Genomic DNA, 16,378 nt, shown 5'->3' on the forward strand with positions numbered 1-16,378 from the left:
GTCAGGCGAGCGTTCGAACGTCGACGAAATGGCCGGTCATGGCCGCGGCAGCCGCCATCGCCGGGCTGACGAGGTGGGTGCGCCCACCGGCGCCCTGGCGGCCTTCGAAGTTGCGATTGCTCGTCGAGGCGCAGCGCTCGCCCGGCTCCAGCCGGTCGGCGTTCATGGCCAGGCACATCGAGCAGCCCGGCTCGCGCCACTCGAAGCCGGCGCCCTTGAAGACCTGGTCCAGCCCTTCGGCTTCGGCCTGCGCCTTGACGAGGCCCGAGCCCGGCACGACCAGCGCCAGCTTGATGTTCTTGGCCAGGCGGCCACCGACGCGCTTCACGACGGCCGCGGCCTCGCGCATGTCTTCGATGCGGCTGTTGGTGCAGGAGCCGATGAAGACCTTGTCGACATGGATGTCGCTGATGGCCTTGTTCGGTTCCAGCGCCATGTAGGTCAGCGCGCGCTCGATGGCGCCGCGCTTGACGGCGTCCTTTTCCTTGTCGGGGTCGGGCACGCGCTCGTCCACGGCCAGCACCATCTCGGGCGACGTGCCCCAGCTGACCTGCGGGCGGATCTGCGCGGCGTCCAGCTCGACGATCTTGTCGAAGTGCGCGCCGGGGTCGGAATGCAGCGTGCGCCAGTAAGCGACGGCCTGGTCCCATTCCACGCCGGTCGGCGAGAACGGGCGACCCTTGACGTAGTTGATCGTCGTGTCGTCCACAGCGATGAGGCCGGCACGGGCGCCGGCTTCGATGGCCATGTTGCAGACCGTCATGCGGCCTTCCATGCTCAGCGCGCGGATGGCCGAGCCGGCGAACTCGATGGTGTAGCCCGTGCCGCCGGCGGTGCCGATCTTGCCGATGATGGCCAGCACGATGTCCTTGGCGCCGACGCCCTTGGCGCACTGCCCCTCGACCTTGACGAGCAGGTTCTTGGCCTTCTTGGCCGACAGCGTCTGCGTGGCCAGCACATGCTCCACCTCGCTGGTGCCGATGCCATGCGCCAGCGCGCCGAAGGCGCCGTGCGTGGACGTGTGGCTGTCGCCGCAGACGACGGTCATGCCGGGCAGCGTGGCGCCCTGCTCCGGGCCGATGACGTGCACGATGCCCTGGCGCTTGTCGCTCATCTTGAACTGCGTGATGCCGAAGCGGTCGCAGTTGGCGTCCAGCGTGTCGACCTGCAGCCTGGAGACCGGGTCGGCGATGCCTTCGCTGCGGTCCGTCGTCGGCACGTTGTGATCGCTGACGGCGAGGTTGGCGGAGAGGCGCCAGACCTTGCGGCCGGCCAGGTCCAGGCCTTCGAAGGCCTGCGGGCTGGTCACCTCGTGAACGAGGTGGCGGTCGATGTAGAGCAGTGCCGTGCCATCCGGTTCGGAGTGCACGACATGCTCGTCCCAGAGCTTGTCGTAAAGGGTACGGGAGGTCATTGCTTCTCTCGGGGGATAAGGGTGTCCACGAAGCGTTGCACCACGGTGGGCAAGCGCTGTTGGCGCAGCACACCCAGGTAATAGTCGCGCTCGGCCCACGACTCTTCAAGTCGCAGCGCGCGCACGCCGAACACTCGCGTGAAGCGCTCGGCGGGTTGCTCGGGCAGCACGGCGACGCCCAGGCCGGACTCCACCAGCTGGGCAATGCCGTCGAAGCCGCGCACCTGCAGGCGCGCATTCAGCGTCTGACCGCGGGCAGCCGCCTGTTCGCGCATCAGCTCCTGCGCGCTGGCGCCTGCATGCAGGCCGATGAGGTCGTAGGCCAGCAGGTCGTCGAAGCTGACGGTCTCGCGGTGCGCCAGCGGATGCTTCAGCGGCACCAGCGCCGCCAGGCGGCCGCGGGCGAACACCCAGGTCTGCACGCGGTTGTCCAGCACGGGCGCCGTGAAGATGCCGACATCCGCGCGCCCCTCGGCGACGGCGGCCTGCACCTCGGCGCTGGTCAGGTCTTCCAGGCTGATGCGTATCTGCGCATGGGCCTGCGAGAACTCCACCAGGTACGGCGGCAGGCACTCGGCGATGGCGCTGGTGTTGGATGCGATGCGCAGATGGCCCTTGATGCCGCGCGAGAACTCCATGACCTCGGTTTCGAGGGCGTAGAGCGACGCATGCAGTGAGCGGATGTGGCGCACCAGCGCACGGCCGGCCTCGGTCGGCTCGACACCCCGGGCACGCCGCTCGAACAGCTGCACGCCGAGGCGGCTTTCCAGGTCGGACAGGCGCTTGCTGGCCGCGGCCAGCGCCAGGTGCTCCTGGGCGGCGCCGCGCGTGATCGAGCGCGTCTGCTCGATGGCCAGCACGAGGTTGAGGGTGGTGAGGTCGTGGCGCATATCGTTTGACTCCAGCATAGCCTTCGCGAGGAAGGCAATTCTGCGCCAAAAAACGACAATGATTTCGCCAAAGACGAACTTCAGCGTGTCTTCTGGCTGTCCACCTGCGTCAACAGCCCGCGCAGCGCATTGCGGCTATGCGCACCAAAATGGCCCAGCAACTCGGCGATGCGCGCCTGCAGCGCGTCGCGCTGGCCTTGCATGTCGCGGGCAAGCTCCGAGCCGAGCTGGGCCTCGTTGGCCGCGAAATCGAAATTGGGGTCAGTGACGAATTTCGCCGGCGCGCCGACGACGACGGCCGCGTCCGTCGCCGGGCCGGCCGCAAAGGCCTCGGCGGCCACGACGTCGCGCACATAGGCCGGGCTCCACGGTGGATAGCGCTTGTCCAGCGCCTGGTCGCGCAGCGCCAGCTCCAGCGGGCCGTCGCGCCGCTGGCGGGCGGCGTCCATGATCCAGTTGGTCTGGAAGCGCTCCAGCACGAAATGCCGGTTGCCCTGCAGCACGACCAGCCCCTGCCGGTCGGCCGGCGCGCCGAGCTGGGCCTTGAGGTTGACCCACATCATGTGGCCCAGGCTCGCGCCCGGTGCTGCGCTGGCGTGGTAGGGCTGCGTCAGATCCTCGACGTGATGCAGTGCCAGGCCGGCAAAGCGCCAGCCCCAGTACGGGTGGCCGGTCTTCCAGGCCAGCACAGCCAGGCCGCCGTACTGCTGCACACGCAGCTCGGTGAAGGTGCGCGCGAAGCTGGGCGCCAGCGTGTTGAAGATGGCGCCCTGGTGGAAGAAGCCCATGTGGAACGGCGCCTGCGAGCCGATGGCCACGGCCGGGTTGCCGAACGGCTGCTTGCCGAAGCCGTAGGACGGACTGGCGGGCGCACCGGGGTTGTCGTCGAACAGGTTCAGGTCGTGGCCGTAGTCGGGCTCGTCGCAGGCCGAGGCCAGCACGGCCAGCGGCGCGACGGCCTCGCCCGGCTGCAGCGCGACGAAGCGCTGCGTGGCACCCTTGCTGTTGGGCACAGCGCTGACCTGGGAGGTTTCGGCGGCGGGGCGCGCGGTGTCGGGGTCGCGCGGGTCGACCTGCAGATACAGCGCCAGCCGGGCCTGCGGCGACAGCCGCAGCGCGCGCAGGAAGGCGGCGCGGCGGTCGGCGTCGCTGCGGGCCGCGTCGGGCGTGTAGCGCAGCGCGTCGGGGCGCGGCGCATGGCCCTTCAGGTGCGCGCGCGCCCAGGCTTCCTGAGCGTCCAGCTCGCGGGCGATCGCGGCGTCCTGGTCACGTAGGAAATCGATCAGGGGTTCGGCCCTCACGGCCGCAGCGTTGGCGACCTCGGGCATGCGCTCAAAGGCGCGATAGCACATGGGGCTGTGGTTGCCCCAGGCCTTCGCCAGCGTGGGCAGCAGGGCCAGCATGAAGAGGAAATGGCGCATCGGGCGGCGTCGGAACGGCGAAGTCGCGCATTCTGGCCCCGGCGGCCGAGCAAAGCCTTGCGACCGAATCCACGAAGCCGCTTGTGGCTGCCCCGCCTCCCGGTGTGCCACGGGCCGGTGAGCCCAGCGCGGCACGCGCAAGTTTTGCTGCGCGCAGGTTAGGGGCAGTGCGCCGCGCCGCCAAGACGCCATCGCGCAAGGCCCGCTTCGCCAATGGCGGAACGCGTCCGCTACATCTGCCGGAAACGCGCCTGAAAGCTCTGGCTGACGCTGAGCGTCTGCGCATGATGCTTCAGGTGGATGCTCATGTGCCCGAGGGCATTGCGTTCCACCCAGTCGATGTGCGCCAGGTTCACGATGGCATTGCGGTGCACCTGCCAGAACTGATCGCCATCAAGCTGCGCGCCGAGGTCCTTCAGCGACAGCCGCACCCACCAACTGCCCGTGGCCGTGACGACCTGCGTGTACTTGGTCTCGGCGCGGAAGTACAGCACGTCGCCCACGGTGATGAGCCGCAACTGCTCGCCCTGCCCCACCTGCAGCCAACGCAGCGGCTGCGCCGGCCCGGCCGTGGCGCCGGCCTGCAGCGAGCGCAGCAACCCGCTGAGGTCCGGCGGCGCCAGCACCAGCCGCTGCTGCAGCCGCTGCACCGTCTGTGCCAGCCGGGCGGGCTGCAGCGGCTTGAGCAGGTAGTCGACCGCGCCCTGCTCGAAGGCCTTCAGCGCATGCTCGTCCAGCGCCGTCACGAAGACCAGGTGCACCTGCCGGCCGATGGCTTGGGCCAGCTCGATGCCGCTCATGCCGGGCAGGCGGATGTCGACGAAGGCGATGTCGGGCCGGCGCGCGTTGACGAGCGCCAGCCCCTGCAGCCCGTCCTCGGCCTCGCCGACGATGTCCAGCTCGGGCCAGAGGCGGCCCAGTTGCTCGCGCAAGTCGGCGCGCGGCAGGGCTTCGTCTTCGATCAGCACGGCGGTAGGCATGGCGGTCAGCGGTTTGGGAGTTGTGGCACCCAGATGACGGCACTGACGCCACCTTGGGGCTGGGCCGTCACGTCCAGGCGGGCGGCCTGGCCGTAGAGCAGCAGCAGGCGCTCGCGCAGGCTGCTCAACCCCAGGCCGGTGCCGCCGGTGTGGCCGGCCGCGGCGGCCTGCAGGCCGATGCCCGTGTCGCTGACCTCCAGCACCAGCCCGCCGTCCTGCACGCGTGCCGCGACGCGCAGCTCGCCGCCGTCGGGCTTGGGTTCGATGCCGTGCTGGATCGCGTTCTCGACGAGGCTGCCCAGCATCAGCGGGGGGAATGGCCGGCAGGCCAGCGGCTCGGGCAGGTCCAGCGTGACGCGCAGCCGGTCGCCCAGCCGCATCTGCATTAGCGCAAGGTAGGCATCGGCCAGCGCGAACTCTTTCGCCAGCGTCGACATGGGCTCGCGCATCGCCGGCAGCGCCAGCCGCAGGTAGTCGTGCAGCCGGCCCAGCATGCGGTCGGCCAGCGCGGCGTTGTGCCGCACCAGGTACTGGATGCCGGCCAGCGTGTTGTAGAGGAAATGCGGCTCCACCTGCGCCTGCAGCGTCTTCAGCTCGGCCAGCGTGACCTGGCGGGACAGGTCGGCCACGGTGGCGGCCTGCCGCAGCCGCGCGGCCTCGGCCGCATGCCTGCGCTGCTCCCGCCAGCGGGCGGCCAGCGGCAGCAGGTGCAGCACCAGCGCCAGGCTGATGGCCGGCAGCAGTTGCGCCGCGAGCGCCGCGCCCACCGTGAGCCGCTGCCAGGAGAAATCGGCCGTCAACGGCAGCCCCAGCAGCGCGCCCAGTGCGGCCGCCGGCAGCGCCGCCGTGAGCCAGAGCGACCCGCGGCCGCGCGCCGCGCTCAGCGCCCACCACGCCAGCGTGTAGGCCAGCCAGAACTGCGCCGCGACACCCAGCACGCGCTGCGCAACACCGGGGCCCAGCTGCCAGCGCAGCAGCCCCCAGCCGAGCCAGAACGCGAGGACCGGCAGCAGCTGCGTGCGGCGCGGGCGGTAGTCCCGCAGCAGGTCGGCGGCCGCTGCGCTCATTCGAGGCTGAGGTTGGGCGGGACGCGGCGGGTGGCCTTTTCCGCCAGTCGCCGGGCCTCGGCCTCGCGCTGCGCGGCGGTGGGCAGCGGCATGCCGATGCGCGTGGTGGTCAGCGGCACCTCGGGGCCCACCTCCTCGAAGCGCATCGCACTCAGCCACACCTTGCCCTCGCCGACGACCACCGCGCCCACCGACGCCATCGCCGCCGGTGTATTGGGCACGTCGACGACGATGCTGACCTCGGTCCAGCGGTCCTGGGCGGTAGCGCTGCCGGCACCGAAGGGCAGGTCTTCGGTCTTCAGGTCGGAGCGGCTGGAGCCGAAGAAGCGCTCGGTGCCGTCGGCGTCAACGCGCACGAACGCGCCGGCCCATTGCTTGACATCCGCGCTGCGCATCCAGCCGCTGAAGCGCACCCGCCGCCCCTGGTAGCCGAAGGCGTTCTGGATGACGGCGCCGTAGGAGTCCGCGTTGATCAGCCCCTCCTGCGACTGCACCGACACGCTGCGCTGGCCCTGGAACTGCACGCTGCTGTCGATGCCCATCGCATAGGCCTTGGAGGTCTTGCCGGTCGAGCCGCTCGACCAGCCGTTCAGCGGCGACAGCGGCGCCGCGCTGGCCACCAGCAAGGCTGCGGCCAGCGGTGCCGCGGCGAAGATTTTCCAGTCCATGGTTGCTCTCGAAGAAGTGGATGACGCCGCCACTGTGCGGCGCCATGCCGCGGCCCTGGGCCTCGGGCGACGAGCCAGCGCCCCGCGCGACGAGCCAGCCCGGCGCGCGACGGCCGCGGCGTCAGCCCAGCGCCTTCACCACCTCGGCCGGCGCCTGCACCAGCTCGATCAGCACGCCCTCGCCGCCGAACGGGAACTGCTCGTTGCCCTTGGGGTGGACAAAGCAGATGTCGTGCCCCGCGGCGCCGCGGCGGATGCCGCCGGGGGCGAAGCGCAGGCCCTGCGACTCCAGCCACTGCACGGCCACGGGCAGGTCGTCCACCCACAGGCCGATGTGGTTCAGCGGCGTGGCGTGCACGGCGGGCTTCTTCTCCGGGTCCAGCGGCTGCATCAGGTCCACCTCCACCGCGTGGGCGCCCTGCCCCAGCGTGCAGATGTCCTCGTCGACGTTCTCGCGCTCGCTGGTGAAGTTGCCGGTCACCGGCACGCCCAGCAGGTCCACCCACAGGTGGCGCAGCCTGGCCTTGTCGAGGCCGCCGATGGCGATCTGTTGCAGGCCGAGGATCTTGAAGGGGCGCGAGGCAGTGGTCATGGCGTCGTTCAGAGTTTGAGCCGTCCCCACAGCCAGCCGGTCTTGACGCCGGACAGCGTGGCGATGGATTGTTGATGAAGGTAGGGCAGCCGGCCGCCCCAGCCGAAGAAGCGGTCGCGCAGCCATGGCGCGACGACGGCGTGCGACTGGAACATCGGCGTGAGGCCGCGGCTGGCCTGGCCGTAGAAGCGCAGGTGGGCGCGGCGGCGGCGCGTGTAGCGCTCGAAGACCTGCGGCCAGTCGCCGCTGCCCAGCTCGGCGGCGAGTTCGTGCGCGTCGATGAGCGCCATGTTGGCGCCCTGCCCCAGCTGCGGGCTCATGCCGTGCGCGCAGTCGCCGATGGCGAGCACGCGGCCGTCGTGCCAGCGGGCCATGTGGACGTCGGCATAGCGCGCCTCGCGGAGCTGGCCCGCTTCGGTCAGGCCGGCGATCAGCGGCACGACGTCGGGGAAAAGATCGGCCATGCGCTGCTTGAGCGCCGCCAGGCCGATGCGCTGCTGCCAGCCGTCCAGCTCGGCGACGGGCAGGCTCCAGAACAGGTTGATGCCGCGCGCCGTGTCGTCCGACGCGGCCTTGCCGACGGGCATCAAGCCCAGCATCTGCGACGCCGAGCGGAAGCGCTGGCGCAGCTCGATCTGTGGGAAGCCCGCAGGCGCTGGCAGCACGGTCCACACGGCACCCCAGGGGAAAAGCCGGCCGCTCTGCCGCACCTTCATGCCTTCCCGCAGCCACGAGAAGCTGCCGTTGGCAAGGATCAGCGCGGCATGCCGGGCCGTCGCGCCACCGGCCAGGCGCAGCGTGACGCCGCCGGCGTCCTGCGCGAAGCCCTCGACGGCGGCGCCGCATTGCCAGGGGATGCCCAGCTCGCGCACGCGCCGCCACAGCAGCCCCATCAGCGCGCCGCGCTGCAGACCCAGCCCGTAGGCCTCGGGGTGGAAGCGGCGGTAGCTCATGTCCAGCACCGTGCGGCCGGTGGGCGTGTCGCCGAACAGCCGGTCCACGCGCGTGCCCAGCGCCAGCGCGTCGTCCAGCAGGCCCATGGCCGCCAGCACACGCTGGCCGGTCGGCTGCAGCAGCAGGCCGGCGCCGATGGGCCTGGGTTCCGGCACGGCCTCGTACAGCGTGACGGCAATGCCGCGCTCGGCCAGGCGCACCGCGGCCGCGGCGCCGGCCACACCGGCGCCGACGATGGCGACGCCGGCCTCAGGCAAAGCGCAGGATGGGCTGGTCGACGGACAACGACTCACCCGGCTTGGCCAGCACCTCGGCCACCGTCACGTCCTGCTGGGCGGTCAGGATGTTCTCCATCTTCATCGCCTCGATGACGGCCAGCCGCTCGCCGGCCTGCACGGTCTGGCCCACCTGCGCGGCCAGGTGCACCAGCAGCCCGGGCATGGGCGACAGCAGCAGCTTGGAGGTGTCGGGCGGTGCCTTGTAGGGCATCAGCGCCTGCAGTTCGGCCGCGCGCGGGCTCAGCACGGTCAGCTCCATCGAACGGCCGCCGTGCTGGATGCGGTAGGCCAGCGGGTTCTTCGCCGTGCCGCGCTCGGCCTGGGCCGTGAACGGCTGGCCGTTGACGGTGCCAGTGATGCGCACGTCGTTCAGGCGCGAGCGGCTGACGAGGCGGTAGTCCTTGCCGCCCACCTTCACCAGCGCCTCGCCCAACGCGCCGGCGAACTCGCTGATGTGCATCGCGTGCTGCTCCGTACGGCCGCCGCCGAGGTTCACGACCGCCACGTAGTCATGCTCGATCTGCACCTCATGCCCCGGCAGCTGGCCGCTGATGCCGGCCTCGCGTTCGCGCGCCTTGCGGCGGATGAAGCCGGCCAGCGCGACGAGGAACAGCGGGTCGTCATGCGGCACGTCCTCGGCCTTGAAGCCATCGGCGTAGTGCTTGGCGATGAAACCGGTGTTGAAGTTGCCGGTGCCGAAATCGGGGTGCGCCAGCAGCGCGGCCTGGAACGGGATGTTGCTGGACACACCGCGGATGACGAAGCCGTTCAGCGCCTCGCGCATCTTGGCGATGGCCTCGTGACGGTCCTTTCCGTGCACGATGAGCTTGGCGATCATCGAGTCGTAGAACATCGGGATCTCGCCGCCCTCGTAGACGCCGGTGTCCACGCGCACGCCGAAGCGCTGCGGCTCGGCCTGCACCATCGTGGCCTCGGGCGGCTGGTAGCGCACCAGGCGGCCGGTGGAGGGCAGGAAGTTGCGGAAGGGGTCTTCCGCGTTGATGCGGCACTCGATGGCCCAGCCGTCTTTTCTGATGTCGGCCTGCGTGAACGTGAGCGCCTCGCCGGCCGCGACGCGGATCATCTGCTCCACCAGGTCCAGCCCGGTGATGCACTCGGTGACCGGGTGCTCCACCTGCAGGCGGGTGTTCATCTCCAGGAAGTAGAAGTCCTGGTCCTTGCCGACGACGAATTCCACCGTGCCGGCACTCTGGTACTTGACGGCCTTGGCCAGCGCCACGGCCTGCTCGCCCATCGCCTTGCGCGTCGCGTCGCTGATGAAGGGCGACGGTGCCTCCTCGATGACCTTCTGGTGGCGGCGCTGGATGGAGCACTCGCGCTCGTGCAGATAGACGACGTTGCCCTGGCTGTCGCCCAGCACCTGGATCTCGATGTGCCGCGGCTGCTCGACGAACTTCTCCATGAAGACGCGGTCGTCGCCGAAGCTGTTGCGCGCCTCGTTGCGGCAGGACGTGAAGCCCTCGAAGCACTCCTTGTCGTTGAAGGCCACGCGCAGACCCTTGCCGCCGCCGCCGGCACTGGCCTTGATCATGACCGGGTAGCCGATGCGCTTGGCGATCTCGACGGCCTCTTCCGGCGACAGGATGGGCTCGTTGTGGCCGGGGATGGTGCTGACCCGGGCCTCATTCGCGAGCTTCTTGGACGCGATCTTGTCGCCCATGGCCGCGATGCTGTAGTGCTTGGGGCCGATGAAGACGATGCCCTCTTCCTCGCAGCGGCGGGCGAAGTCCTCGTTCTCCGACAGGAAGCCATAGCCGGGATGCACGGCCTGCGCGCCGGTCTGCTTGCACGCGGCAATGATCTTGTCGGCGACCAGGTAGCTCTCGCGCGACGGCGCCGGGCCCAGCAGCACGGCCTCGTCGGCCAGGTCGACGTGGCGGGCGTCCTTGTCGGCTTCGGAGTAGACGGCGACGGTGGCGATGCCCATCTTGCGGGCCGTTGCAATCACCCGGCAAGCGATCTCGCCACGGTTCGCAATGAGAATCTTGGTGAACATGGAGTACCTCGTTATTTCGTCTGGCCCAGCAGCTTCTTGCGCTGCTCGGTGAAGTGCCACCACGGCTGGGCGGGCCCGCCGTTCATGAAGTCGTGCGCGGCCATGAAGGTGTCGAGCACACAGGGGTCGTGGCGCTCGCCCATCGGGTCACGCAGCGTGTCGTAGGCCTGGAACGGGTCCATGCGCTTCACGTCAGCCGGTGTCGTGATGCCCAACCCGATCAGGTCCGCCTCCATCGCCTTGCCGATGTTCGGGATGTCCGTCAGTTGCTTCGCCTCGGCGGCGCAGGTTGCCTTCCTCATGGCGCAGACCCACGATCGGCGAGAGTCCAAATTCCCGACTTGTTGGCTGGCAAAACAATGCCCTTCTCACGCAGTGCCGTGCAGGCCCATCGCATGTCGTACTGCCAGGAGAAGAACAGGTCACCAGCGCCACGCAATTCCTGCTCGTGATGCGCCCAGATGTCGCGCGCTACAACAAGCAGGTGCGCTTCTCCACCGTTCCGTGCAAGCGCTTCAACGACCCACGCTTTCAATGCTTCTCTTTCCGCACCCACGGTGCCCTCCGATCAGAGCGGGATGTTCCCGTGCTTGCGCCACGGGTTCTCCAGCTTCTTGTCCTTCAGCATCGCCAGGCTGCGGCAGATGCGCTTGCGCGTCTCGTGCGGCTGGATGACGTCGTCGATGAAGCCACGCGCGCCGGCGACGAAGGGGTTGGCGAAGCGGGCCTTGTATTCCGCCTCGCGCTCGGCCAACTTGGCGGGGTCCTTCTTGTCCTCGCGGAAGATGATCTCCACCGCGCCCTTGGCCCCCATCACGGCGATCTCGGCGTTGGGCCAGGCGAAGTTCACGTCGCCGCGCAGGTGCTTGGAGGCCATCACGTCGTACGCGCCGCCATAGGCCTTGCGCGTGATGACGGTGATCTTGGGCACCGTCGCCTCCGCGTAGGCATAGAGCAGCTTGGCACCGTGCTTGATGATGCCGCCGTACTCCTGCGAGGTGCCGGGCATGAAGCCGGGCACATCGACGAAGGTGAGGACGGGGATGTGGAAGGCATCGCAGAAGCGCACGAAGCGCGCGGCCTTGATGCTGCTCTTGATGTCCAGGCAGCCGGCCAGCACCAGCGGCTGGTTGGCGACGATGCCCACCGTCTGACCTTCCATGCGCGCAAAGCCGGTGACGATGTTCTTGGCGTAATCGGGCTGCAGCTCGAAGAAGTCGCCGTCGTCCACGACCTTCAGGATCAGCTCCTTGATGTCGTAGGGCTTGTTCGGGTTCTCGGGCACCAGCGTATCGAGCGAGTAGTCGAGGCGCGCGGCCGGGTCGCCGCTGGGGCGCACGGGCGCCTTCTCGCGGTTGGACAGCGGCAGGTAGTTGAAGAAACGGCGCAGCATCAGCAGCGCCTCGACATCGTTCTCGAACGACAGGTCGGCCACGCCGCTCTTGCTGTTGTGCGTGGTGGCGCCGCCCAGCTCCTCGGCCGTCACTTCCTCGTGCGTCACAGTCTTCACGACCTCGGGGCCGGTGACGAACATGTAGCTGCTGTCCTTCACCATGAAGATGAAGTCCGTCATGGCCGGCGAATACACCGCGCCGCCGGCGCACGGCCCCATGATCATGCTGATCTGCGGGATGACGCCCGAGGCCAGCACGTTCTTCTGGAACACGTCGGCATAACCACCCAGCGACGCGACACCTTCCTGGATGCGCGCGCCGCCCGAGTCGTTCAGGCCGATGACCGGTGCGCCGACCTTCATCGCCTGGTCCATCACCTTGCAGATCTTCTCGGCATGGGACTCACTCAGGGCGCCGCCGAAGACGGTGAAGTCCTGGCTGAAGGCGAAGGCCAGGCGGCCGTTGATCATGCCGTAGCCGGTCACGACGCCGTCGCCGGGGATCTTGTTGTCGGCCATGCCGAAGTCCACGCAGCGGTGCTCGACGAACATGTCCCATTCCTCGAAGCTGCCCTCGTCGAACAGCAGTTCCAGCCGCTCGCGGGCGGTGAGCTTGCCCTTGGCGTGCTGGGCGGCAATGCGCTTCTCGCCACCGCCCAGCCGCGCGAGCGCGCGCTTGGCTTCCAAGGCTTGCAGGATGTCTTGCATGGTGTGGACGCTTTCGTCAGAACGGGAAGTTGATCTCCACGCCGTTGCCGGCGGGGTCTTGCAGGAAGAACTGGTGCTGGCGCGTGACGTCCGAGCGCACCTCGTGGAAGGTCACGCCCAACGCCGCGAGGTGGGCGGCCATCGCGCGGTGGTCGGTGCCGGTGAAGGCTGTGTGGTCGTAGGTGGTCGGGTGCGCCGGGTCCACGGGGCCGCGCACCGGCTCGTGAGGGCGCTGCGTGGACAGGTGCAGCACCGGGTGGCCACCCGCGTACAGCCAGTAGCCCTCGCTGTCGAAGGCGGGGCGCGGGCCGACCGTCAGGCCCAGCGCGTCACGGTAGAAGTCGCGCAGCGTCGCCAGCAGGTCGGCAGGGGCGCGCAGGTTGAGGTGGTTCAGGCCCGTGATCATGGGGATGTCCGGAAGGCGGCCAGCAACTGGCGGGCCGCGGTGGAGGGAGGCGTGCGGCCGTCGCGCACCGCAACGGTCGCGGCATCGAGCTGGGCCTGCACGGCCGGGTGGGCCGTGAAGGCCTGGCGCAGCCCGGCCTGGATGCGCTCCCACATCCACGCCAGCGACTGCTCGCGCCGCCGGGCGGCCCAGGCGCCGCTGGCCTCGCGCTCGGCGCGCAAGGCCGTCAGCGCGGCCCACACCGGCGCAATGCCGTCGGCCTTCAGCGCGCTGACCTTGAGCACGCGCTGCGTCGCATGCGCATGCGTGGGCAGCAGCCGCAGCGCCGACGTGATCTGCGCCTGCGCGCGCGTGGCGGCCTGGTCGTCCAGGTCGGCCTTGTTGATGACGACGAGGTCCGCCAACTCCATGACGCCCTTCTTGATGGCCTGCAGGTCGTCGCCCGCGTTCGGCAGCTGCAGCAGCAGGTAGAGGTCGGTCATGCCGGCCACGGCCGTCTCGCTCTGGCCCACGCCGACCGTCTCGACGATGACGACGTCGTAGCCTGCCGCCTCGCACAGCAGCAAAGCCTCGCGCGTCTTCTCGGCCACGCCGCCCAGCGTGCCGCTGCTGGGGCTGGGGCGGATGAAGGCGCGGGTGTCCATGGACAGCTTTTCCATGCGCGTCTTGTCGCCCAGGATGGCGCCGCCGGACAGGCTGCTGGACGGGTCCACCGCCAGCACGGCCACACGGTGGCCCTGCTCGATGAGGAAGACGCCCAGCGCCTCGATGAAGGTGCTCTTGCCCACGCCCGGCACGCCGGAGATGCCCAGCCGCAGCGCGCGGCCGGTGGCGGGCATCAGCGTGGTCAGCAGCGCGTCGGCCTGCTCGCGGTGGTCGGCCCGGGTGGACTCGACCAGCGTGATGGCCTTGGCCAGCGCGCGCCGGTCGCCGGCTTGCAGCGGCTCGGCCAGGTTCACGCGGCGGCCTCCCAGCGGTATTCGATGTCGAAGGCCTGTTCCTCGACGACGCGGAAGCCGTGGCGTAGGTAGAAGCCATTCGCGCGGCTGTCGCGCAGCGCGGCCAGCGTGATGGGCAGGCCGCGGGACTTGACCCGGTTCAGCACCCAGGCGCCGAGGCCCTGCCCCTGTGCCGCCGGCTTCAGGTAGAGGTGATGCAGGCGCAGTTCGCCGTCATGCGGCTCGACGGTGAAGTAGCCGACGCGTTCGCCGTCCACGACGAGGTGCTGCATCCACTCGGGCCGGAACTGGCTCTTCAGCCGCGCCCGGGCGACGTCGGGGTTGAAGCGACCGAGCCGTTCCAGGCTCTCCCGCAGCGCCTCGATGCGCAGGGCCAGCATGGCCTCGAAGTCGGCGTCCACCACGGGCGCCAGCGTGGGCGTCATCAGGCGACCACTCCCGACGAAGCCGCGCGGATCTGCTCCAGCACATCCTTGGCACTGGCCGGGATGGGCGTGCCGGGGCCGTAGATGCCCTTGACGCCGGCCTGGTACAGGAAGTCGTAGTCCTGCGCAGGGATGACGCCGCCGACGAACACGATGATGTCGTCCGCGCCCTGCTTCTTCAGCTCCGCGATGATGGCCGGCACCAGCGTCTTGTGGCCCGCGGCCAGCGTCGAGATGCCTACAGCATGCACATCGTTCTCGATGGCCTGGCGGGCGCATTCCTCGGGGGTCTGGAACAGCGGGCCGATGTCGACGTCGAAGCCCAGGTCGGCAAAGGCCGTGGCCACCACCTTGGCGCCGCGGTCATGGCCGTCCTGGCCCAGCTTGGCGATCATCACGCGTGGGCGGCGGCCTTGGGCTTCGCCGAAGGCGGCGATCTCGCCCTGCAGCTTGGCCCAGCCCTCGGCCGAATCGTAGGCCGCGGCGTAGACGCCGCTGACCTTGTGCGTGTCCGCGCGGTGGCGGCCGAAGACGGCCTCCAGCGCGTCGCTGACCTCGCCCACGGTGGCCCGCAGCCGCATCGCCTCGATGGACAAGGCCAGCAGGTTGCCCTCGCCGTTCTCGGCGGCGCGGGTCAGCGCGCCGAGGGCCGCCTGCACGGCCTCGGTGTTGCGCGTGGCCTTGATCTGCTTCAGGCGCGCGATCTGCGCCTCGCGCACCTTGACGTTGTCCACGTCCAGGATGTCGATGGGGTCTTCCTTGGCCAGCTTGTACTTGTTGACACCGACGATGACGTCCGCGCCGGAGTCGATGCGTGCCTGCTTCTCGGCCGCGCTGGCCTCGATCTTCAGCTTGGCCCAGCCGGAGTCCACCGCCTTGATCATGCCGCCCTGGGCATTCACCTCTTCGATGATGGCCCAGCCCTGGTCGGCCATGTCCTGGGTCAGCTTCTCCATCATGTAGCTGCCGGCCCAGGGGTCGACGACGCTGGTGATGTGCGTCTCTTCCTGGATGATGAGCTGGGTGTTGCGCGCGATGCGGGCGCTGAACTCGGTGGGCAGCGCGATGGCCTCGTCCAGCGAGTTGGTGTGCAGGCTCTGCGTACCGCCGAACACGGCGGCCATGGCTTCGATGGTGGTGCGCACGACGTTGTTGTACGGATCCTGCGCGGTCAGGCTCCAGCCCGAGGTCTGGCAGTGGGTGCGCAGCATCAGGCTCTTGGGGTTGGTGGCGCCGAAGCCCTTCATGATGCGGCACCACAGCAGCCGGGCCGCGCGCATCTTGGCGATCTCGAGATAGAAGTTCATCCCGATGGCCCAGAAGAAGGACAGCCGCGGTGCGAAGTCGTCGACGTTCAGTCCCTTGGCGATGGCCGTGCGCACGTACTCCTGCCCGTCGGCCAGCGTGAAAGCCAGCTCCAGCGCCTGCGTGGCGCCGGCCTCCTGCATGTGATAGCCGGAGATGCTGATCGAGTTGAACTTCGGCATGGCCCGCGCCGTGTACTCGATGATGTCGCCGACGATGCGCATCGACGGCTCCGGCGGGTAGATGTAGGTGTTGCGGACCATGAACTCCTTGAGGATGTCGTTCTGGATGGTCCCGGCCAGCTGCTCCTGGCCCACGCCCTGCTCTTCCGCCGCGACGACGTAGCCGGCCAGCACCGGCAGAACGGCGCCGTTCATCGTCATCGACACCGACACCTTGTCCAGCGGGATGCCGTCGAACAGGATCTTCATGTCCTCCACCGAGTCGATGGCCACGCCCGCCTTGCCGACGTCGCCCGTGACGCGCGGGTGGTCGCTGTCATAGCCGCGGTGGGTGGCCAGGTCGAAGGCCACCGACACGCCCTGGCCGCCGGCGGCGAGCGCCTTTCTATAGAAGGCATTGCTTTCCTCAGCGGTAGAGAAGCCGGCGTACTGGCGGATGGTCCACGGCCGGGCGGCGTACATCGTGGCCTGCGGGCCACGCAGGAAGGGTTCGAAGCCCGGCAGCGTGTCGGCGTGCGGCAGGTCGGCCGTGTCGGCGGCCGTGTACAGCGGCTTGACGACCAGGCCCTCGGGCGTGACCCAGTTCAGCGCGTTCAGGTCCCCGCCCGGCGCCGACTTCGCCGCGGCCTTGGCCCACTGCTCCAGCGTGGCGGTCTTGAACTCCGGGGCATCCCCCGGGCCTTCTGCGTTCTGGCTGGCGTCAGACATTCGAAACTCTC

At 69.4% G+C, this 16,378-nt stretch carries 16 protein-coding genes; all 16 read right to left on the bottom strand.

Annotation, left to right across the window (positions count from 1 at the left end):
* Position 1 precedes the first annotated feature (1 nt).
* Complete coding sequence (leuC, locus tag ACG04Q_RS07295) at positions 2–1,414, bottom strand: 3-isopropylmalate dehydratase large subunit (RefSeq protein ID WP_394510228.1); 1,413 nt, start codon at positions 1,412–1,414, stop codon at positions 2–4.
* Positions 1,411–2,304: a LysR family transcriptional regulator gene (locus tag ACG04Q_RS07300; RefSeq protein WP_394510229.1), complete on the bottom strand. Its 894-nt coding sequence runs from the start codon at positions 2,302–2,304 to the stop codon at positions 1,411–1,413. The genes leuC and ACG04Q_RS07300 overlap by 4 nt, the downstream gene beginning before the upstream one ends.
* A gap of 80 nt (positions 2,305–2,384) precedes the next feature.
* Complete coding sequence (locus ACG04Q_RS07305) at positions 2,385–3,725, bottom strand: phospholipase C/P1 nuclease family protein (RefSeq protein WP_394510230.1); 1,341 nt, start codon at positions 3,723–3,725, stop codon at positions 2,385–2,387.
* A gap of 230 nt (positions 3,726–3,955) precedes the next feature.
* Positions 3,956–4,705: a LytR/AlgR family response regulator transcription factor gene (locus tag ACG04Q_RS07310; RefSeq protein ID WP_394510231.1), complete on the bottom strand. Its 750-nt coding sequence runs from the start codon at positions 4,703–4,705 to the stop codon at positions 3,956–3,958.
* 5 nt (positions 4,706–4,710) lie between these two features.
* Positions 4,711–5,772 carry a sensor histidine kinase gene (locus ACG04Q_RS07315; protein WP_394510232.1) on the bottom strand — a complete coding sequence of 354 codons (1,062 nt, stop codon included), beginning with the start codon at positions 5,770–5,772 and terminating at the stop codon, positions 4,711–4,713.
* Positions 5,769–6,440, bottom strand: coding sequence for a hypothetical protein (locus ACG04Q_RS07320; protein ID WP_394510233.1), 672 nt, complete (start codon positions 6,438–6,440; stop codon positions 5,769–5,771). Before ACG04Q_RS07320 ends, ACG04Q_RS07315 begins: the two co-directional genes overlap by 4 nt.
* A gap of 121 nt (positions 6,441–6,561) precedes the next feature.
* Positions 6,562–7,032, bottom strand: a complete 471-nt coding sequence (locus ACG04Q_RS07325) for a VOC family protein (RefSeq protein ID WP_394510234.1) — start codon at positions 7,030–7,032, stop codon at positions 6,562–6,564.
* 8 nt (positions 7,033–7,040) lie between these two features.
* Positions 7,041–8,243, bottom strand: a complete 1,203-nt coding sequence (locus ACG04Q_RS07330; protein ID WP_394510235.1) for an FAD-dependent oxidoreductase — start codon at positions 8,241–8,243, stop codon at positions 7,041–7,043.
* A complete protein-coding gene (locus ACG04Q_RS07335) occupies positions 8,236–10,281 on the bottom strand; it encodes an acetyl-CoA carboxylase biotin carboxylase subunit (RefSeq protein ID WP_394510236.1) in 2,046 nt (681 codons plus the stop codon). Before ACG04Q_RS07335 ends, ACG04Q_RS07330 begins: the two co-directional genes overlap by 8 nt.
* An 11-nt stretch (positions 10,282–10,292) precedes the next feature.
* The gene (locus ACG04Q_RS07340) at positions 10,293–10,583 is read right to left on the bottom strand and encodes a helix-hairpin-helix domain-containing protein (RefSeq protein ID WP_394510237.1); all 291 of its coding nucleotides are present in this window, start codon (positions 10,581–10,583) and stop codon (positions 10,293–10,295) included.
* Complete coding sequence (locus ACG04Q_RS07345; RefSeq protein WP_394510238.1) at positions 10,580–10,816, bottom strand: hypothetical protein; 237 nt, start codon at positions 10,814–10,816, stop codon at positions 10,580–10,582. The genes ACG04Q_RS07340 and ACG04Q_RS07345 overlap by 4 nt, the downstream gene beginning before the upstream one ends.
* 33 nt (positions 10,817–10,849) lie before the next feature.
* Positions 10,850–12,382: an acyl-CoA carboxylase subunit beta gene (locus tag ACG04Q_RS07350; protein ID WP_394510239.1), complete on the bottom strand. Its 1,533-nt coding sequence runs from the start codon at positions 12,380–12,382 to the stop codon at positions 10,850–10,852.
* Between the two features lie 16 nt (positions 12,383–12,398).
* Positions 12,399–12,788, bottom strand: coding sequence for a VOC family protein (locus tag ACG04Q_RS07355; protein WP_394510240.1), 390 nt, complete (start codon positions 12,786–12,788; stop codon positions 12,399–12,401).
* The gene (meaB, locus tag ACG04Q_RS07360) at positions 12,785–13,747 is read right to left on the bottom strand and encodes a methylmalonyl Co-A mutase-associated GTPase MeaB (protein WP_394510241.1); all 963 of its coding nucleotides are present in this window, start codon (positions 13,745–13,747) and stop codon (positions 12,785–12,787) included. The genes ACG04Q_RS07355 and meaB overlap by 4 nt, the downstream gene beginning before the upstream one ends.
* Positions 13,744–14,172, bottom strand: coding sequence for a GNAT family N-acetyltransferase (locus ACG04Q_RS07365; RefSeq protein ID WP_394510242.1), 429 nt, complete (start codon positions 14,170–14,172; stop codon positions 13,744–13,746). The genes meaB and ACG04Q_RS07365 overlap by 4 nt, the downstream gene beginning before the upstream one ends.
* Complete coding sequence (gene scpA / locus ACG04Q_RS07370) at positions 14,172–16,367, bottom strand: methylmalonyl-CoA mutase (protein WP_394510243.1); 2,196 nt, start codon at positions 16,365–16,367, stop codon at positions 14,172–14,174. Before scpA ends, ACG04Q_RS07365 begins: the two co-directional genes overlap by 1 nt.
* Positions 16,368–16,378: the final 11 nt, after the last annotated feature.

This window comes from Pelomonas lactea, from assembly GCF_043555885.1.
In the GTDB taxonomy this organism is placed as follows: Bacteria; Pseudomonadota; Gammaproteobacteria; order Burkholderiales; family Burkholderiaceae_C; genus Pelomonas; species Pelomonas lactea.